Raw genomic sequence first — 17,014 nt, 5'->3', positions numbered from 1 at the left:
TTCGACACGGCCACGGTCGGCGCGCTGACGATGGTGCTGAACCTCGGCGCGCTGGTCGGCGGGCTGGCGTTCGGCGCGTGGTCGGAGCAGGTGGGCCGGCGCCGCGCGATCGCCACCGCCGCGCTGCTGGCGCTGCCGGCGATCCCGCTGTGGGCGTTCGGCGGCTCGGTGCTGCTGCTCGGTGCCGGCGCGTTCCTGATCCAGGTGATGGTGCAGGGCGCCTGGGGCGTGGTGCCGAGCCACCTCAACGAACTGGCGCCCGACGACGTGCGCGGCACGCTGCCCGGCTTCGCCTACCAGCTCGGCAACCTGCTGGCGGCGCTGACCGCGACCCTGCAGGCCTGGCTGGCGCAGGCGCGCGGCGGCGACTACGCCTTCGCGCTGGGTGCGTGGATCGCCGCCGTCGCCGTGCTGCTGGCCGCGGTGACCTGGCTGGGGCCGGAGGCGCGCGGCGTGCGCTTCGGCGCGCGCGCTGCGGAACCCGCGTCCTGAGCCGCGCGGGCGGATGACGCCCGCCGCGCCCGCCGCTACCATGACGGGCTTTGCCCCGGAGCACACAGCGATGAAGGCCGAGAAGGACAAGGTGGTCAGCTTCCACTACACGGTGACCGACGCCGACGGCACCGCCGTCGACAGCTCGCGCGAACGCGGCGAGCCGCTGACCGTGCTGCTCGGCCACGGCCAGTTGATCCCCGGCGTCGAGAAGGCGATCGACGGCCGCGAGGCGGGCGACAAGTTCCAGGTCAGCGTGCAGCCGGAGGAAGGTTACGGCGCGCGTCGCGAAGGCATGATCCAGCGCGTGCCGAAGAAGTACTTCCGCGACGCGAAGCATCTCAAGCCCGGCGTGACCACCGTGCTGGCGCTGAAGGAAGGCGGCCAGCGCGCGGTGACCGTGCACAAGGTGGGCATGAGCACGGTCGACGTCGACCTCAACCATCCGCTGGCCGGCAAGACGCTTGGCTTCGACGTCGAGGTCACCGCGGTGCGCGATGCCACCGCCGAGGAGATCGCGCACGGCCACGCGCATGGCCCCGACGGCCACGCGCACGCCTGAGCGCGGCGCCGCGCCGCGGATCCGGCCCGCGCGGGATGCCGATTGCGCGGCGCTGACCGCGCTGGTGCGCGGGTCCTCGGCTTATGCGGGCGAGTATCGGCGCATCGTCGAGACGGTCGCGATCACGCCCGAGCAGATCGCGCGCGACGTAGTGCGCGTCGCCGAACGCGACGGCCGCCTGGCCGGCTTCTACAGCCTGCTCAGCCGCCCCGGCGAGGCGGAACTGGACTACCTGTTCGTCGACGATGTGCAGCAGGGCAGCGGCGTCGGCGCCGCGCTGTTCCGGCACATGCTGGATGAGGCCGCGGCGCGTGGTTTCGCCGAGGTGCTGATCGTCGCGCACCCGCCGGCGCGCGCGTTCTACGAGCGCATGGGCGCGCGCATTCGCGGCGAGAAGCCGCCGGCGGGGCGCGTCGGCTGGACGCGCCCCGTGCTCGCGGCATCGACTTCGCGCGTCGGGCCCGGCTAGCGTTTGCGGCTGGCCCACCAGCCGTCGACGCTCCAGGCGCCCGCGCCGTGTGCGGCCAGCACCAGGAAGCCGCCGGCGATCGAGACGTTCTTCCAGAAGTTGATCGCCTGGCCGGGGTCGGTGGCCATGTGCGGGTAGTGGAACAGGCAGGCGCTGGCCAGGCAGAACAGCGCCAGCAGCGGCGCGGCGATGCGCGTCAGCGTGCCGGTCAGGATGGCGAGGCCGCCGCCCAGCTCGGCCAGCAGCACCAGCGGGTACAGCGCGCCGGACACGCCGGCCGACTGCATGTAGGCCTGGGTGCCGGCCATGTCGTGCAGCTTGGCCCAGCCGAACACGACGAACATCAGCGCCAGACCGATGCGGCCCAGCAGTACGGTGAGGTCTTTCATCGCGGCGCTCCCTTCATGGCGTCCCCCGACGCCCGCCGGCCCATTACAGCACGCCGCGCTTCGGGGCGCGGCGTGCCGGTACGGTTCGCCTCAGACCACCTTGACCTGCACGTCCACGTTGCCGCGGGTGGCGTGCGAGTACGGGCAGATGTCGCGGTGCGCGGTGTCGGCCAGGTCCTGCGCCACGGCGCGGTCGATGCCGGGCAGGCTGACGTCCAGCCGCACGCCGATGCCGAAGCCGCTGGGCTGGCGCGGACCGACGCCGACGTGCGCGGTGACCGAGGCATCCTTCAGCGCGACCTTCTTCTCGCGCGCCACCAGGCGCACCGCGCCCTCGAAGCAGGCCGCGTAGGCGGCGGCGAAGAGCTGCTCGGGATTGCTGCCGGCGCCGCCGGGGCCGCCGATTTCCTTCGGCAGCTTGAGGTCGAGGTCGATCAGGCCGTCGCTGGAACGCACGTGGCCTTCGCGGCCGCCGTGGGCGGTGGCGGTGGCGGTGTACAGGATCTGGGTGCTCATGGCGTAGCTCCTTGGAGGGGACGGGGGGAAAGCCTTGCGGCGAGCGCGCCGAGCGCGTCGCGCAGGCGGATGAAGTCCGCGGGCGCCATGCCGGTGCGGCACAGCATGCGTTCGGGGATGCCCGCGGCGCGCCGACGCAGCGCGCGCCCGGCCGCGGTCAGCGCGATCTCCACCTCGCGCTCGTCGCTGCGCCGACGCCGGCGGCTGACCAGGCCGGCCTGCTCGAGGCGCTTGAGCAGCGGCGTCAGCGTGCCCGAGTCCAGCAGCAGGGCCTCGCCGAGTTCGCCCACGCTGACGTGGTCGCGCTGCCACAGCGCCAGCATCGCGATGTATTGCGGGTAGGTCAGCCCCAGCGGCTCCAGCAGCGGACGGTACGCGGCCGTCATCGCCCGCGAGGCGTTGTACAGCGCGAAGCACAACTGCTGGTCGAGGTGCAGCGGCGAGGGCATGGCGGCGGCCGGCATATGTGCCTTATACAACTTTGTTGTGCACAATACAAATGGCCGGCGCGATCGCCTGCGCGGTTCGCCGGCGGCTCAGTCGAGGACGCGCTTGCCGTAGAGGAAGTGCTGGCGCCAGTACGGCCCGTCGAGTTCGTCCAGGCGCACGGTGCCGCCGGTATTGGGCGCATGCACGAAGCGTCCCTCGCCGACGTAGATGCCGACGTGGGTGATGCGGCGGCCGCGTCCGTGGAAGAACACCAGGTCGCCCGGCGCGAGGCCGCCGCGGCCGATCTGCGGCGCGTCCAGCGCGCCGATCTCGTGGGCGGTGCGTGGTAGTGCGAGATCGGCCTCGGTGCGGTAGACGTAGTCGACCAGCCCGCTGCAGTCGAAGCCGCTGCTCGGGGTGTTGCCGCCGTAACGGTAGGGCGTGCCGACCAGCCCGATCGCGCGGAACAGCACGCTGTTGGCGGCAGCCGCCGTCGACGAACCGGCCGCGGGCGCCGGGCGCCGCGGTGCGCTGGAGCATGCGGCCAGCGCGAGCGCCAACACCATCGCCGTCAGTGCGCCGAGATGCGGGTCGGCGCGCATCCACTGCGGGCGGACGGCGCAGCGCGCGGATGCGGGCTCGGTCTGGAAACATCCTCGGTGCTGCATGCGCCGAGGGTAGCGGCACAGCCGCCGCACGTGAAGCCGCCGCGCGCCCGGCTCGAGCGGGGCGCGCGGGGAGCGCAACCGGCTTTGGTCGCAGCGTGACCTGTGTCGCTTGCCGCGCAGGTGCGGCTTGGCGATAGTCGGACGGTCCCGGGGAGGGATCACCATGCTGCGTAAAACGACCGTCGTCGCGTTCGCCCTGTTGCTCTGCGCCTGTGCCGCTCAGCCGCCCCGCGGATCCACGGCCGCCGCGCCGGCCCGGGGCGCGCCCGTCTACGACCTGATCATCCGCCACGGCACGGTCTACGACGGCAGCGGCGCGCCCGGTGCGGTCGCCGACGTCGGCGTGCGCGGCGATCGCGTCGCGATGGTCGGCAACCTCGACGCGGCGGCGGCGCGGCGCGAGGTCGATGCCAGCGGCCTGGCGGTCGCGCCGGGCTTCGTCAACATGCTGTCGTGGGCGCCGGATGCGCTGATCGCCGACGGCCGCTCGCTGTCCGACATCAAGCAGGGCGTGACGCTGGAAGTGTTCGGCGAAGGCTGGTCGTACGGTCCCCTGACCGACGCGATGAAGCAGGAGATGACCGCCCAGCAGGGCGACATCCGCTATCCGATCACCTGGACCTCGTTGGGCGAATTTCTCGACACGCTGGCGGCGAAGGGCATCGCGCCCAACATCGCCTCGTTCGTCGGCGCCACCACGGTGCGCCAGCACGAGCTGGGCAACGCCGACCGTGCGCCCACGGCCGAGGAACTGGCGCGCATGCAGGACGTGGTGCGCGCGGCGATGCGCGAGGGCGCGCTCGGCGTCGGCTCCGCGCTGATCTACGCGCCCGGCGCCTACGCGAAGACCGACGAGCTGGTGGCGCTGGCGCAGGCCGCCGCGCCGTTCGGCGGCGCCTACGTCTCGCACATGCGCAGCGAAGGCGACCGGCTGCTGCAGGGCATCGACGAGCTGATCGCGATCGCGCGCACCGCCGGCGTGCACGCCGAGGCTTACCACCTCAAGGCCGCCGGCAAGGCGAACTGGCCGAAGATGCGCGAGGCGATCGCGCGCATCGAGGAGGCGCGCGCGCAGGGCCTGTCGGTCAGCGCCAACATGTACGCCTACACCGCCGGCGCGACCGGCCTGTATGCCTGCATGCCGCCGGCGATCCAGGCGGGCGGGCAGGACGCGTGGATCGCGCGCCTGCAGAAACCGGACGTGCGCAGGAAGCTGGTGCGCGAGATGCGCCGCCCGGGCAAGGGCTGGGAAAACCTGTGCGTCGCCGCCGGCAGCGCCGACAACATCCTGCTGATCGGCTTCAGGACCGACAAGCTCAAGCCGCTCACCGGCAAGACCCTGGCCGAGGTGGCGGCGATGCGCCACAGGAGTCCCGAGGACACCATCATCGACCTGATCGTCGAGGACCACAGCCGCATCGACGCGGCGTTCTTCCTGATGAACGAGGCCAACGTGAAGCTCGGCCTCGAGCAGCCCTGGGTCACGCTCGGATCCGACGAGGGCTCGTACGCGCCGGAGGGCGTGTTCCTGAAGTCGCAGCCGCATCCGCGCGCCTACGGCAACGTCGCGCGCTTTCTCGGCCACTACGTGCGCGACGAGAGCGTCGACACCCTGCCCGATGCGATCCGCCGCCTGACCGCGCTGCCCGCCGAGAATCTGAAGTTGCGCGATCGCGGCCGCCTCGCCGCCGGCTACTACGCGGACATCGTGGTGTTCGACCCGGCGACGATCGCCGACCGCGCCACCTACGCCGCGCCGCGCCAGTACGCCACCGGCGTGCGCGACGTGTTCGTCAACGGGGAGCAGGTGCTGGCCGACGGCCGGCCGACCGGCACGTTGCCGGGGCGCGTGGTGCGCGGCCCGGGCTGGACCGGCTGGGGGTCAGAGCGAGCCGCCGACCAGGCTCAGTGAGGGACGCTGGCGCGCAGGCGGCGGCGCCGACGCCGACGGAAGGGCCGGGGATGCGGGCAGGGCGTCGCGGCCATCGGCGAGGACGGACTCGAATTCGGCCATGCGCCGGTGCGCGGCGGCGACCACCGCGGCGCCGGGCGCGCCCTCGCGCAGCAGTTGCACCAGCAGGCGGCGGTGGTACTCGTCGAAATCGGGGTCGCGGGAGGCCTCGTCCAGCGCGCAGATCAGCGTCGCCAGCCAGCCGGAGCCGGGGGCGCGCAGGGCGAAGACGGTTTCGGTGGTGGTCACGGACATGGCGAGTCCTCCGGTAACGTAGCGAAAATTCATGCAGGAACGGTGCCATGGGCGCCGCCGCCGCGGCTGGCCGCTTTTGGGCCGATCTGGTCAAATCGAACGCCGCGGCCGGCGACAGCGGGTCAGGAAGTGACGTGAAGGGGAAGCGCATGCACGGGGTGCTGGGGCGGGTGCTCGGGGTGGGGTTGGCGCTGCAGTTGCTGTCGCTGTCGCCGGGCGTGCGGGCCGAACCGCCGGCCGCGCCGGCAGCGGCCGGGGCATCGGCGCAGACGGCCGCGCCGCCGCCGCAGACCGGGGCTCCCGCGATCGCGCCGGCGCTGCCGGTTGCCGAGCTGGGCGCCTTCGTCGACGGCGTCGTGCGCGCCTATATGCGCGAGAAGGGCGTCGCCGGCGTCACCGTGGCGGTGGTCGATCGCAACGGCACGCTGCTCGAGCGCGGTTACGGCATCGCCGCGCAGCGTCCGGCGCGCGCGGTCGACCCGGCGACCACGCTGTTCCGCATCGGCTCGATCTCGAAGACGTTCACCTACATCGCCGCGATGCAGCTCGTCGAGCAGGGCCGGCTCGACCTCGACGCCGACGCCAACCGTTACCTGCCGCCCGCGCTGCGCCTGCCCGACGCCGGCTACCCGCCGGTCAAGGTCCGGCACCTGATGACGCACACCGCCGGCTTCGAGGACAGCGCGCTCGGCCACCTGTTCGCGCGGCCCGGCACGCCGGTACCGACGCTGGACGACTATCTCGCGCGCTACCGCCCGCAGCGCGTGCGCGCGCCGGGCGTGCACGCCGACTATTCCAACTACGCGGTCGCGCTGCTCGGCGCGATCGTGCAGCAGGCGTCCGGGCAGCCGTTCGACGCCTACGTCGAGCAGCACGTCCTGGCGCCGCTCGGCATGACCCGCACCACGTTCCGCGAACCGCTGCCGGCGAACGATCCGCGCGCGGTCGGCGCGGCGCTGGCGCACGCCTACAGCACCGGCTTCCGCTACGTCGACGGCGGCTTCGCGCCGCAGCCGTTCGAGCACATCGCGCAGATCGCGCCGGCCGGCGCGGCGGCGAGCAGCGCCGCCGACATGGCGCGCTACATGCGCATGCTGCTGAACGGCGGCGCGCTGGACGGCCGCGCGGTGCTGCGTCCGCAGACTTTCGCGGCGATGGCCGGCGTCGATTTCCGCAATGCGCCGGACGCGGCCGGCATCGCGCACGGCTTCTTCCGCCATGCCTACGGGCGCTATCTCAGCCTGGAACACGGCGGCGCGACGCTGTGGTTCCAGTCCGACATGGTCGTGCTGCCGGATGCCGGCGTCGGCGTGTTCGTTTCCACCAACACCGACACCGGCCGCGAGCTGGCCACCGAACTGCCGCGGCAGATCTTCGAGCGCTTTCTCGCCGACGCGCGCCCGGCGGCGCTGCCGCCGGCGCGGGGTTTTGTGCGCGGCGACGCGCGTTTCGCCGGGCGCTACCTCGCCGAACGCCGCAACTACTCGACGCTGGAGAAGCTGCTCGACGCCGCCGGCGCCACCGCGGCGGTGGGCCTGGCCGGCGACGGCCAGCTCGTGCTCCGCGGCGGCGCCGAGCCCACGCGCTGGGTGCAGGACGGGCCGCTTACCTTCCGCGCGGCCGAGGGCGGCGACCGCCTCGTGTTCCTGCAGGATGCGCGCGGGCGCATCTCCGGTTTCGTCAGCCCGTACGGCCATACGGTGTTCGATCGCATCGGCCCGCTCGACGACCCGTCGCAGTTCGCGCTGCTGCTGGGCGTGCTGGCGCTGTTGTGCATCGGCGCGCTGGTGGCCGCGTGGGCGCGCCGCGGTCGGCGCATCCACGGCAGCGCGCGCGGGCCGTTCGGCGCGACGTTCATCGTGATCCTGGCGGCGCTGCTGTGGCTGGCCTTCATCGCGACCGGCGCGGCCGCGCTGGCCCAGCTCGGGGCGATGGGCCCGGATGCGATCTACGCCTATCCGACGCCGCTGCTGCGCGTGGCGGTGGCGCTGGCCTACCTGTGCGCGGCCGTCAGCGCGATCGCGCTGTTGCAGATGCCGGCGGTGTGGCGCGCGCGCGGCTGGGGCGCCATGCGCAAGCTGCACCACAGCGCGGTCGTGCTGACGATGCTGGTCGCCGTCGCCGGCCTGGCGCACTGGAACGTGCTGTTCGCGCCGCTGGCGCTGGGCTGAGCGCGCTGCACGGCGGCCGCCGCGCGCCGTAGAATGCGCGCATGTCATCCACGCGCAGCGACGCCCTCGTGCTCGGCGGCGGCGTCATCGGACTCGCCTGTGCCTACCACCTGCTGAAAGCGGGCGCGACGGTGCGGGTGCTCGAGCAGGGCAGCGTCGGCTGCGGCGCCTCGCACGGCAACTGCGGCACCATCACCCCCAGCCATGCGCCGCCGCTGAACGAGCCCGGCATGACCATGAAGGCGCTGCGCTGGATGCTGAAGCGCGACGCGCCGCTGTACGTCAACCCGCGCCCCGACTTCGAGCGCTTCCGCTGGCTGCTCGGCTTCGCCGGGCGCTGCAACCCGCGCGACTTCTGGCGCGCCGCGGAAGCGCGCGCCGCGATCCTCGAACGCTCGGGCGCGCTGCTGGAACGATGGGTCGCCGACGACGGCCTTGACTGCGAGTACGCGCGCGAGGGCACGCTGTACGTGTTCCGCGATGCGCGCGCGTTCGCGCAGGAGCAGTCGCACCTGGACGCGCTGGCGCGGCTCGGCATCGCCGTCGAGCGCAAGTGCGCCGACGAGGTGCTGGCGATGGAGCCGGCGCTGAAGCCGGGCGTGGCCGGCGGCGTCCTGCATCCCGGCGACGCGCGCCTGCGTCCGGACCGCTACGCGGCAGAGCTGGCGCGCCGCGTACGCGAGCTGGGCGGCGCGATCGATGAAGGCGCACGCGTAGAGGGTTTTGCCTTCGATGGCTCGCGCATCGCCGCCGTGCGCAGCTCGCGCGGCGAGTTCGTCGGCACGCGCGTGGTGCTCGCGCTGGGCGCGTGGTCGCCGCTGACCGCGCGCAGCCTCGACCTGCGCCTGCCGATGCAGCCGGGCAAGGGCTACTCGATCACCTATTCGCGGCCGGCCTTGGCGCCGCGCCGGCCGTTGGTGCTGCGCGAGCCGAGCGTGTGCGTCACCGCCTGGGGCTCCGGTTTCCGCCTCGGCAGCACGATGGAGTTTTCCGGCTACGACGCCACGCTGAACCGCGTGCGCCTCGACGCGCTGCGCCGCGGCGCGGCCGGGTTCCTGCACGAACCGGAAGGACCGCAGGTGCAGGAGGAATGGTGGGGCTGGCGGCCGATGAGCGTCGACGAGGTGCCGATCGTCGGTCCCAGCGCGCGCTGGACCAACCTGCTGCTGGCCACCGGCCACGGCATGCTCGGCGTCAGCATGTCCGCGGCCACCGGCGAGCTGGTCGCGGCGTTGGCCGGCGGCATCGCGCCGGCGCTCGATCCCGCGCCGTACGCGCCGGCGCGCTTCGGCCTTTGAGCGCGGTCCCCGCGCCGCCGCCCTGCCGCTCCGGCTAGACTTTGCGCATGGACACATTCGCCCTGCACCGCGGCACGGCGCCGCTGCTGGTCAGCCTGCCGCACGACGGCAGCTCGCTGCCCGACGAACTCGCCGCGCGCATGACGCCCGCCGCCCGACGCGTGCCCGATACCGACTGGCACGTGGCGCGGCTGTACGCCTTCGCGCAGGAGCTTGGCGCGTCGATCCTGCGCCCGCACTGGTCGCGCTACGTGGTCGATCTGAATCGTCCGGCCGACGGCGCCGCGCTGTATCCGGGGCGCCGCGAGACCGGGCTGGTGCCCACCGTCACTTTCGCCGGCGCGCCCGTCTATCGCGAAGGCCACGAGCCCGACGCCGCCGGGATCGCCGCGCGGGTCGACGCGTACTGGCGCCCATACCACGCCGCACTGGTCGCCGAGCTGGCGCGGCTCAAGGCCGAACACGGCCGCGTCGTGCTGTGGGAGGGGCATTCGATCCGCAGCGTCGTGCCGATGTTCTTCGACGGCCGACTGCCCGATTTCAACCTCGGCACCGCCGACGGCGCGAGCTGCGCGCCCGAGCTGCAAACCGCGCTCGCGCACGCGCTGGGCGCGCAGCGGCACTACAGCTTCGCGATCAACGGCCGCTTCAAGGGCGGCTACATCACCCGCCGCTACGGCGCGCCGGCCGACGACGTGCACGCCGTGCAGCTCGAGCTGGCGCAGTTGAACTACATGGACGAGGACAGCTTCGCCTGGCGTGCCGACCTCGCCGGTCCGACCCAGGCGCTGATCCGCCGCCTGCTGGAAGCCGCGCTCGCCTTTGCCGGCGTGGGCTGAATCGCGCCTCGAGCCGCGCGCGGATCGTTCAGCTTCGGTATCACGGCACGAGCGCAAGTTGTCGCCACCGCGCCCCCGTGACGCCGGGTTCCGGCCGGGTTCGCGGCACCCATTCCACGAGGTGAACCTCCATGCGTACGTTCGCGATTTCGGCCCTGCTGGCCGCGGGTCTTGCGTTCTCCGGCTTCGTCTTCGCGCAGGACAACGGGCAGGCCCAGCCGGCGCAGCCGACGGCGACCGGGCAGGCCACTGCGCCGGAAGCCGCCAAGCCGGCGACCGAGCACAAGGCCGCGATGCACAAGCATCACGCCAAGCATCATCACGCGGCCAAGAAGGGCACGGAGAAGGCCGCCGAGCCGGCCAAGGCCGACGGCGCCCAGCAGTAAGCGCGGACCGTTGCCCGCATCGGCCCCGGCCGGGCGACCGGCCGGGGTTTTTCGTGTCCGCGAGGAGCCGCGGGACGCGCCGGCCCCGGCTACGGCACCGGGCGCGCGCCCATCCACGCGACGCACTTCAGCTCGATCGCGATCGGCGTCGGCAGCGCGGTGATGCCGAGCGTGGTGCGGCAGGCGTCCACGCCGGCGAAGTGCTCGGCGTAGAGGCGGTTGTAGGCGGCGAAGTCGCGCGCCATGTCGGTGAGGAATACAGTCACGTCGACCAGGTCCTGCCAGCGCGCGCCGCTCGCTTGCAGTACTGCGCGCACGTTGGCGAACACCTGCCGGCACTGCGCCTCGATGTCGTAGCGGACCAGCTTGCCGCCGTCGTCGTAGACATTGCCGGGGATCGCGTTGCTGCCCGGCACGCGCGGGCCGACGCCGGACAGGAACAGCAGGTCGCCGACGCGGCGCGCGTGCGGGTAGGCGCCGATCGGGGCGGGGGCGCTGTCGGTGCGGACGGTTGGGCTCATGGGGACGATGCGCCGTCGGTGCGGATGGTGATGTCCTGGCGACTCAGCACGCGGTTGTCGATCCCCGTGGCAGTGAGCCTGTAACGGCCCGGACGCAGGTACAGATCCCCCGTCGGCTCGGTTTGAGTGCGGCGCGCACGTTCCGACGCGGCGATATTCGGGGGGATCGGATTGAGCACCAGGCGATCGGCCGGGATGGCGTCGTCGCCTTCGTCGGCGTAGCGCGCTTCGACCAGGCATGGAAAGCTCTTGTTGCACATGTCGCTTGAGACGAAGTAGGGGGAGCGCAGGCCGCCCAGTGCCAGCCAGGTCGGGCGACCGCGCTGCAGTACGTCCTCAGGGAAGAATACGCTGACGTCGTAGCCGGGTTTCAATGACCACGGCGTGCCATCCTTGCGCACGAATGCCAGCGGCACGGTCGGGTGCAGCTTGTCCACGACCGCACGGTAGTAAGGGTGATCCTTGTCCGGCGCGTCATGCGCGATCAGCATGGTCTGTTCGACGGTCAGCGGGTCGATGCCGGAAATCTTGCGGAAGTGCTGCGCCATCGACTGCCCGCCGAGGTAGACGCCGCTTTCCACGATGTGCGCGTAGCCGGCGTTGACCACCAGGCGCGCGTCCGCATGGCCCTTGAACGCGCGCTGGTAGAGGTTGCGCGCCTGCTCGGCCTCGCGCGCGTCGCCGGTGGCGTCGGACTCGGCCTCGTAGGCGATCACGCGGTAACCGAGCTTGAGCGCGGTGCGCACCATCTCGGCGTAGATCGGTTCTTCGGTGTAGAAGCCGCTGTCGGCGGTCGGGTAGCCGCGCTTGGCGAGGTCCTTGTCGGTCGCGTACAGCGTTTCGGCGGCGAAGGTGTCGAAGCCTTCCGCGCGCAGCTTCGCCAGCATCTGCACGGTCAGCGTGCGCGTCACCGGCGCGTTGTGCGCCTCGTTGAAGAACACCGCCTTGCGGTCCTTGGCCAGCGCGGCGATCGCCTCGGTGGCGGGCTGTGCGACATAGTCGGGATCCGCCAGCGGCGACGGATTGTCGTCCTTTTCCGCGGGCTGCCGGATCGAGAAACTGGTGCGGGCAGCGTCATAGGCGCCGATGTAGGTTTGGTACCACGACACGTACTGGCCGAAGATCAGCAGGAATGCCTCGTCCTTGCCGGAGACGTAGGCGTCGAGCATGTACTGGTACTGCGCCAGCAGGCCCTCGCGCTTTTCCGCCTCGTGCAGGATGTCCTCGGATTTTGCCGTCGCCGCCCGTTGCTTCGCCAGCCATGCGGACTGCGACGAAGCCTGTGCGGGCGCGCCCGGCGCCCATATCGACAGCGCCACGGCGGCGCCCACCACGACCTTGCGCAGCATCGGCGGCATCCTCCCGTTCCCGCGTTTGCCTGGCGACTGTCTACACGAAAATCCGGCGGGCGCGTAGTGCGCCTGGGCACGGCGCGCTCAGCCGGCAAGTCCCGGCGGGGCGGCCAGCCGCTCCAGCGTGCGCTCGTAGACCTCCGCCAGGTCGTCGGGCCGCGCCACGTTCATGCCGAGGTCGCGGATGCGTCCGTCGGCCAGGCCGTAGCACCAGCCGTGCACGGCCAGTTTCTGGCCGCGCCCCCAGGCGTCCTGCACGATCGTGGTCTGGCAGACGTTGGCCGCCTGCTCGACCACGTTCAGCTCGCACAGGCGCGCGTGGCGCAACGCCGCCAGTTCCAGCGGGGCCAGCGCGCCGGCGTGCTTCTGCATCACGTCGCCGACGTGGCGCAGCCAGTTGTCGATCAGGCCGAGGCGGCGCTGTTCCAGCACCGCCTGCACGCCACCGCAGCCGTAGTGGCCGACCACGATGATGTGTTCGACCTTGAGCGCGTCCACCGCGAACTGGATGGTGCTGAGGCAATTGAGGTCGGTGTGCACCACCACGTTGGCGACGTTGCGGTGCACGAACACCTCGCCCGGTGCCATGTCGATGATCTGGTTGGCCGGCACGCGCGAGTCCGAGCAGCCGATCCACAGGTACTTCGGCGCCTGCTGTTGCGACAGCCGCTTGAAGAACTGCGGATCCTGCGCGCGGATGGCTTCCGACCAGCGGCGGTTGTTCTCGAGCAGATCCCTGAGTGAGTACATTCCGGTCCTCAGTAGCGAATACAAACGTTCTTGGCTTCGGTGAAGAAGCGCAGGGCATCGGTGCCGCCTTCGCGGCCGACGCCGGATTGCTTGACGCCGCCGAACGGCGTGCGCAGGTCGCGCAGCAGCCAGCAGTTGATCCAGACGATGCCGGATTCGAGCCGCGCCGCGACGCGGTGCGCGCGCGCGAGGTCGCGCGTCCACAACGAGGCGGCGAGCCCGTAGGGCGTGCCGTTGGCGATCGCCAGCGCCTCGTCCTCGCGATCGAACGGGATCAGCGTGGCGACCGGGCCGAAGATCTCTTCCTGGTTGACGCGGCAGTCGGCCGGCAGCCCTTCGACCACGGTCGGCGCGATGAAGCGCCCTTCGGCGCAGCGGCCCTCGACGCGCACCGGCGCGCCGCCGCACAGGATGCGGCCGCCTTCGGCGCGGGCGAGGTCGATGTAACCCATGACCTTGTCGTACTGCGCCGGCGAGACGATCGCGCCGAGATCGGTGTCCGCCGCCGCGGGGTCGCCGACGCGCAGCGCGGCGGCGCGCGCCACGAAGCGCTCGCGGAATTCGGCGTAGGCCGGACGCTCGACCAGGATGCGCGAGCCGCACAGGCAGATCTGGCCCTGGTTGGCGAACGCCGAGCGCACCAGCGTGTCGAGGCTGGCGTCGCTGCCGTCCCAGTCGGCGAACACCAGCGTCGGGTTCTTGCCGCCCAGCTCCAGCGACAGTTTCTTGAACTTCGGCGCCGCGGCCGCGGCGATCGCCGCGCCGGTACGCGTCGAGCCGGTGAACGAGATCGCCTTCACCCCGGCGTGCTCGACGATCGCCTGGCCGACCGCCGGGCCGGTGCCCTGCACGACGTTCAGCACGCCCGGCGGAAAACCCGCTTCGATCGCCAGCTCGGCGAGACGGAACGCGGTCAGCGGGGTGATCTCGCTGGGCTTGGCCACCACCGCGTTGCCGGCGGCCAGCGCCGGCGCGATTTTCCAGGTGAAGAGATAGAGCGGCAGGTTCCACGGGCTGATGCAGCCGACCACGCCGAGCGGCTGGCGCAGCGTGTAGTTGATCGCGCCCGCCTCCATCGCGTGCGCCTCGCTGGACCATTGCGTGATCGCGTCGGCGAAGAAGCGCAGGTTGGACACCGCGCGCGGAATGTCGAGGCTGCGCGCCAGCGCCAGCGGCTTGCCGCTGTCGCGCGACTCGTCGGCGGCCAGCGCGTCGAGGTTGGCCTCGACGAGGTCGGCCAGGCGATCCAGCAGGCGCGCGCGCGCGCCGGCCGGCGTCGCCGCCCAGCCGGGCGCGGCGCGCGCCGCGGCGGCGACCGCCGCGTCGACGTCGGCGCCGTCGCTGTCCGGACAGCGCGCGAGCGCGGCGCCGGTGGCGGGTTCGATCACGTCGAGATAGCGGCCGTGGCGCGGCGGCTGCAGGTGGCCGTCGATCAGGTTGGCGAGGGTGAGCGGCGCGGTCATGCGCACGAGCTTAGCGGCTGGCGGCGGGCGAGGGGAACCGTACGCGCGCGCATCAGCGCTGGCAGCGCGGGCACAGGTACAGCGGCCGCCCGCCCTGTGCGCGCTTCTCGATCGGCGTGCCGCAACGCTCGCAGGGCTCGCCCGTGCGTTCGAAGACGCGGAAGCGGAACGGCGTGTCCTGCAGCTGGCCGCCGCGCGGACGGCCGCGCGTGCGGTAGGAATGGCGCGGCACGCCGAGCAGCGCCTGCGCCAGCGCGGCGCACGCGTCGGTGTCGAGGTCGACGGGGCGCCGCGACGGCGCCAGCCGCGCCTGCCAGAGGATTTCCGCGCGCAGATAATTGCCCAGCCCGGCGAGGAAGCCCTGGTCCAGCAGCAGGCCCGCCAGCGCGCGGCGCGCGAAGCGCGGCGCGACCAGCCGCGCGGCGACCGCCGCTTCCTCCAGCGCGGGATCGAGCACGTCGGGGCCGAGCCGGGCGAGGAACGGATGCTCGTGCACGCGCGCGCTCGGCCAGATCTCGATGTCCGAGGCGCTGTACAGCAGGATGCCCTTGTGCGCGGTTTCCAGCGCGACGCGCAGCGCGCGCGAGCTCGCCGGGCGCTGGCCGGCATCGACCACCCGCCACACGCCGTACAGTTGGTTGTGCGTGTACAGCGTGAGGCCGTTGTCGAAGCGGGTCAGCAGCGCCTTGCCGTGCGGAGCGATCGCCTCGATGCGGCGTCCGCGCAGCCGGCGCGCGTAGGGTTTCAGCGCGTCGAAGGCGAACCAGGCCCCGGCCAGCGGCACGCCGACCACGGCGGCGGCCAGCGCGTCCGCGGCACGGCGGATCTCGGGGCCTTCAGGCATCCGCGCTGCCGGTGCGCGGCGGAAGGGTGTGCGCGGCGCTCACGCCAGCGTCCGCGTGCGCCCGCCGTCCACGGCGATGCTGACGCCGTCGACGTAAGCTGCCGCCGGCGTGCACAGGAAGGCGATCACCGCGGCGACTTCCTCCGGTTCGCCGAAGCGGCCGGCGGGGACCAGGGCGAGCATGCCGCGCGCGATGTCGTCCTCGCTTCTGCCGCTGGATTTGGCGTTGGCGGCGATCAGGCCGGCGAGGCGCTGCGTTCGGGTGAAGCCGGGCAGCACGTTGTTGACGGTGATGCCGCCGGCGGCCAGCTCGGACGCCAGCGTCTTCGCCCAGCTCGCCACCGCCGCGCGCACGGTGTTGGACACGCCGAGGTTGGCGATCGGCTCCTTCACCGAGGTCGAGATCACGTTGACGATGCGGCCGTAGCGCGCCGCGCGCATGCCCGGCAGCAGCGTCTGCACCAGCACCTGTCCGCCGATCAGGTGCTGGCGGAAAGCGGCGAGGTAGGCGTCGGGTTCGGCGAGGTGCGCCGGCCCGCCGGGCGGGCCGCCGCTGTTGTTGACCAGGATCTGCACGGGGCGCTGCGCGACCAGCGCGCCGACGCGCTCGCGCAGCGCATCGGCGTCGGCCATGTCCGCGGCCAGCGCGCCGTGGCGCTGCGCCGCGTGCGTGCGCGGCAGCGCGGCGGCCGCATCGGCCAGCGCTTCGGCCGAGCGCGCCAGCAGGGTGACGTCGGCGCCGAGTCGCGCCAATTCCACCGCCGCGGCATGGCCGATGCCCTGCGAAGCGCCGCAGACCAGCGCGTGCCTGCCGTTGAGATCGAGCTGCATGCGTCCTCCTCGCCGGGCCGCGCGTTGCCGCGCCGCGCTCAGAACTGCTTGCGGATCACGTCGCGCACGTCCTTCAGCAGGCCCTGGCCCTGGCCGGGCTTGCCGCAGATGGCGTCGTCGAGCACGCGCGCGTACTTCGGGGTGAGCCGGCCGACGTGAAGCGTGCCGGCCGGGCCGTGCGGGATCTGGAAGCTGCCGGAGGATGCCATCGTCGGCGGCTTGCCGAGCGTGCCGCTGCCGCCGGTCAGGACGTCGTTGCCGAGTCCGGCCGGCGACTGTTCCCAGTAGGTGGTGGCGGCAAGCTGGCGCGCCGAGCTGGCGACGACCATGAAGCGCGCGCGCGGATCGTCCACGTCGACGCGGCCGAAGGCGCCGGTGGTGGCATCGGTCAGGCCGATCGATTCGCACAGCGGCACGTCGACCACGCGCAGCGTGCGCAGGTCGGCGTCGAGCAGCACCACGGTCGGCGCGAACAGGTAGCTGGTGCGCAGCCAGCGGCCGCTCAGCTCGGCCTTGAACAGCACGGAGTAGGGCGGGTCGGCCGCGGGCAGGCGCAGCCCCAGCGCATAGCTGCGCTGGCCGTCGATCTCGACCACCGGCATCGGATCGTCGAACCGGAAGCGCTGCGGCTCCGCCGGCAGGCGCGCGCGGAATGCGAGTTCGCTCCAGTCGCGGCAGCACGGCGTGCGCTGCGCCAGCCGCGCGCCGGCCTCGGCAAGGGTCGGTTCCTGCGGCGCCTGCGGCAGCGGCAGCGCGGGCACGATCGAGCAGCCGGCGCCGAGGCCGGCGGCGAGCAGGATCGCGAGGGCGGCACCGGACCGCATGGGG

At 72.6% G+C, this 17,014-nt stretch carries 20 protein-coding genes; 8 read left to right on the top strand and 12 right to left on the bottom strand.

Features of this window, described 5'->3' with window-relative positions:
* The 3 genes from ABFC67_RS05545 to ABFC67_RS05535 all read left to right on the top strand — a co-directional run.
* On the top strand, positions 1-492 hold a 492-nt coding region (locus ABFC67_RS05545; RefSeq protein WP_346737054.1), incomplete at its 5' end, for an MFS transporter.
* A 70-nt stretch (positions 493-562) separates the two neighbouring features.
* A complete protein-coding gene (locus ABFC67_RS05540) occupies positions 563-1,054 on the top strand; it encodes a peptidylprolyl isomerase (RefSeq protein WP_346737053.1) in 492 nt (163 codons plus the stop codon).
* Positions 1,026-1,523, top strand: coding sequence for a GNAT family N-acetyltransferase (locus ABFC67_RS05535; RefSeq protein ID WP_346737052.1), 498 nt, complete (start codon positions 1,026-1,028; stop codon positions 1,521-1,523). Before ABFC67_RS05540 ends, ABFC67_RS05535 begins: the two co-directional genes overlap by 29 nt.
* Here the strand turns inward: ABFC67_RS05535 and ABFC67_RS05530 are convergent.
* From ABFC67_RS05530 to ABFC67_RS05515, 4 genes are all read right to left on the bottom strand, one after another.
* Positions 1,520-1,912: a DoxX family protein gene (locus ABFC67_RS05530; protein ID WP_346737051.1), complete on the bottom strand. Its 393-nt coding sequence runs from the start codon at positions 1,910-1,912 to the stop codon at positions 1,520-1,522. The genes ABFC67_RS05535 and ABFC67_RS05530 overlap by 4 nt on opposite strands.
* A 90-nt stretch (positions 1,913-2,002) precedes the next feature.
* A complete protein-coding gene (locus tag ABFC67_RS05525; RefSeq protein WP_346737050.1) occupies positions 2,003-2,428 on the bottom strand; it encodes an organic hydroperoxide resistance protein in 426 nt (141 codons plus the stop codon).
* A complete protein-coding gene (locus ABFC67_RS05520) occupies positions 2,425-2,892 on the bottom strand; it encodes a MarR family transcriptional regulator (protein ID WP_346737049.1) in 468 nt (155 codons plus the stop codon). Before ABFC67_RS05520 ends, ABFC67_RS05525 begins: the two co-directional genes overlap by 4 nt.
* Positions 2,893-2,964: 72 nt before the next feature.
* Positions 2,965-3,459 carry a C40 family peptidase gene (locus tag ABFC67_RS05515; protein WP_346737048.1) on the bottom strand — a complete coding sequence of 165 codons (495 nt, stop codon included), beginning with the start codon at positions 3,457-3,459 and terminating at the stop codon, positions 2,965-2,967.
* Positions 3,460-3,688: 229 nt separating this feature from the next.
* Between ABFC67_RS05515 and ABFC67_RS05510 the strand changes: the two genes are divergently transcribed.
* Positions 3,689-5,437: a D-aminoacylase gene (locus tag ABFC67_RS05510; protein WP_346737047.1), complete on the top strand. Its 1,749-nt coding sequence runs from the start codon at positions 3,689-3,691 to the stop codon at positions 5,435-5,437.
* Here the strand turns inward: ABFC67_RS05510 and ABFC67_RS05505 are convergent.
* On the bottom strand, positions 5,408-5,731 hold the full coding sequence (locus ABFC67_RS05505; RefSeq protein ID WP_346737046.1) for a hypothetical protein: 324 nt from the start codon (positions 5,729-5,731) through the stop codon (positions 5,408-5,410). The genes ABFC67_RS05510 and ABFC67_RS05505 overlap by 30 nt on opposite strands.
* A 47-nt stretch (positions 5,732-5,778) precedes the next feature.
* On the opposite strand from ABFC67_RS05505, the gene ABFC67_RS05500 reads away from it, so the two are divergent.
* The 4 genes from ABFC67_RS05500 (at position 5,779) to ABFC67_RS05485 (ending at position 10,425) form a co-directional block, all read left to right on the top strand.
* Positions 5,779-7,902: a serine hydrolase domain-containing protein gene (locus tag ABFC67_RS05500; protein WP_346737045.1), complete on the top strand. Its 2,124-nt coding sequence runs from the start codon at positions 5,779-5,781 to the stop codon at positions 7,900-7,902.
* A 41-nt stretch (positions 7,903-7,943) separates the two neighbouring features.
* Positions 7,944-9,200, top strand: coding sequence for an FAD-dependent oxidoreductase (locus ABFC67_RS05495; RefSeq protein ID WP_346737044.1), 1,257 nt, complete (start codon positions 7,944-7,946; stop codon positions 9,198-9,200).
* Positions 9,201-9,247: 47 nt separating this feature from the next.
* Positions 9,248-10,039 carry an N-formylglutamate deformylase gene (gene hutG, locus ABFC67_RS05490; protein WP_346737043.1) on the top strand — a complete coding sequence of 264 codons (792 nt, stop codon included), beginning with the start codon at positions 9,248-9,250 and terminating at the stop codon, positions 10,037-10,039.
* A 131-nt stretch (positions 10,040-10,170) separates the two neighbouring features.
* Positions 10,171-10,425, top strand: a complete 255-nt coding sequence (locus ABFC67_RS05485; RefSeq protein WP_346737042.1) for a hypothetical protein — start codon at positions 10,171-10,173, stop codon at positions 10,423-10,425.
* 89 nt (positions 10,426-10,514) lie between these two features.
* Here ABFC67_RS05485 and ABFC67_RS05480 read toward each other — a convergent pair whose 3' ends face one another.
* The 7 genes from ABFC67_RS05480 to ABFC67_RS05450 all read right to left on the bottom strand — a co-directional run bounded on the left by ABFC67_RS05480 (position 10,515) and on the right by ABFC67_RS05450 (position 17,010).
* On the bottom strand, positions 10,515-10,946 hold the full coding sequence (locus tag ABFC67_RS05480; protein WP_346737041.1) for a Rid family hydrolase: 432 nt from the start codon (positions 10,944-10,946) through the stop codon (positions 10,515-10,517).
* Positions 10,943-12,295: a hypothetical protein gene (locus ABFC67_RS05475; protein WP_346737040.1), complete on the bottom strand. Its 1,353-nt coding sequence runs from the start codon at positions 12,293-12,295 to the stop codon at positions 10,943-10,945. The genes ABFC67_RS05480 and ABFC67_RS05475 overlap by 4 nt, the downstream gene beginning before the upstream one ends.
* 87 nt (positions 12,296-12,382) lie before the next feature.
* Positions 12,383-13,048, bottom strand: coding sequence for a carbonate dehydratase (can, locus tag ABFC67_RS05470; RefSeq protein ID WP_346737039.1), 666 nt, complete (start codon positions 13,046-13,048; stop codon positions 12,383-12,385).
* Between the two features lie 8 nt (positions 13,049-13,056).
* The gene (locus tag ABFC67_RS05465; RefSeq protein ID WP_346737038.1) at positions 13,057-14,511 is read right to left on the bottom strand and encodes an aldehyde dehydrogenase; all 1,455 of its coding nucleotides are present in this window, start codon (positions 14,509-14,511) and stop codon (positions 13,057-13,059) included.
* Positions 14,512-14,563: 52 nt separating this feature from the next.
* Complete coding sequence (gene nei / locus ABFC67_RS05460) at positions 14,564-15,355, bottom strand: endonuclease VIII (protein ID WP_346737037.1); 792 nt, start codon at positions 15,353-15,355, stop codon at positions 14,564-14,566.
* Between the two features lie 39 nt (positions 15,356-15,394).
* A complete protein-coding gene (locus ABFC67_RS05455) occupies positions 15,395-16,186 on the bottom strand; it encodes an SDR family oxidoreductase (RefSeq protein ID WP_346737036.1) in 792 nt (263 codons plus the stop codon).
* Between the two features lie 38 nt (positions 16,187-16,224).
* Positions 16,225-17,010, bottom strand: coding sequence for a hypothetical protein (locus tag ABFC67_RS05450; RefSeq protein ID WP_346737035.1), 786 nt, complete (start codon positions 17,008-17,010; stop codon positions 16,225-16,227).
* Positions 17,011-17,014: the final 4 nt, after the last annotated feature.

This window comes from Mizugakiibacter sp. (assembly GCF_039680435.1).
GTDB lineage: Bacteria > Pseudomonadota > Gammaproteobacteria > Xanthomonadales > Rhodanobacteraceae > Mizugakiibacter.
The sequence above is the reverse complement of the archived record's forward strand: the minus strand, read 5'-3'. Positions and strand labels throughout refer to the sequence as shown.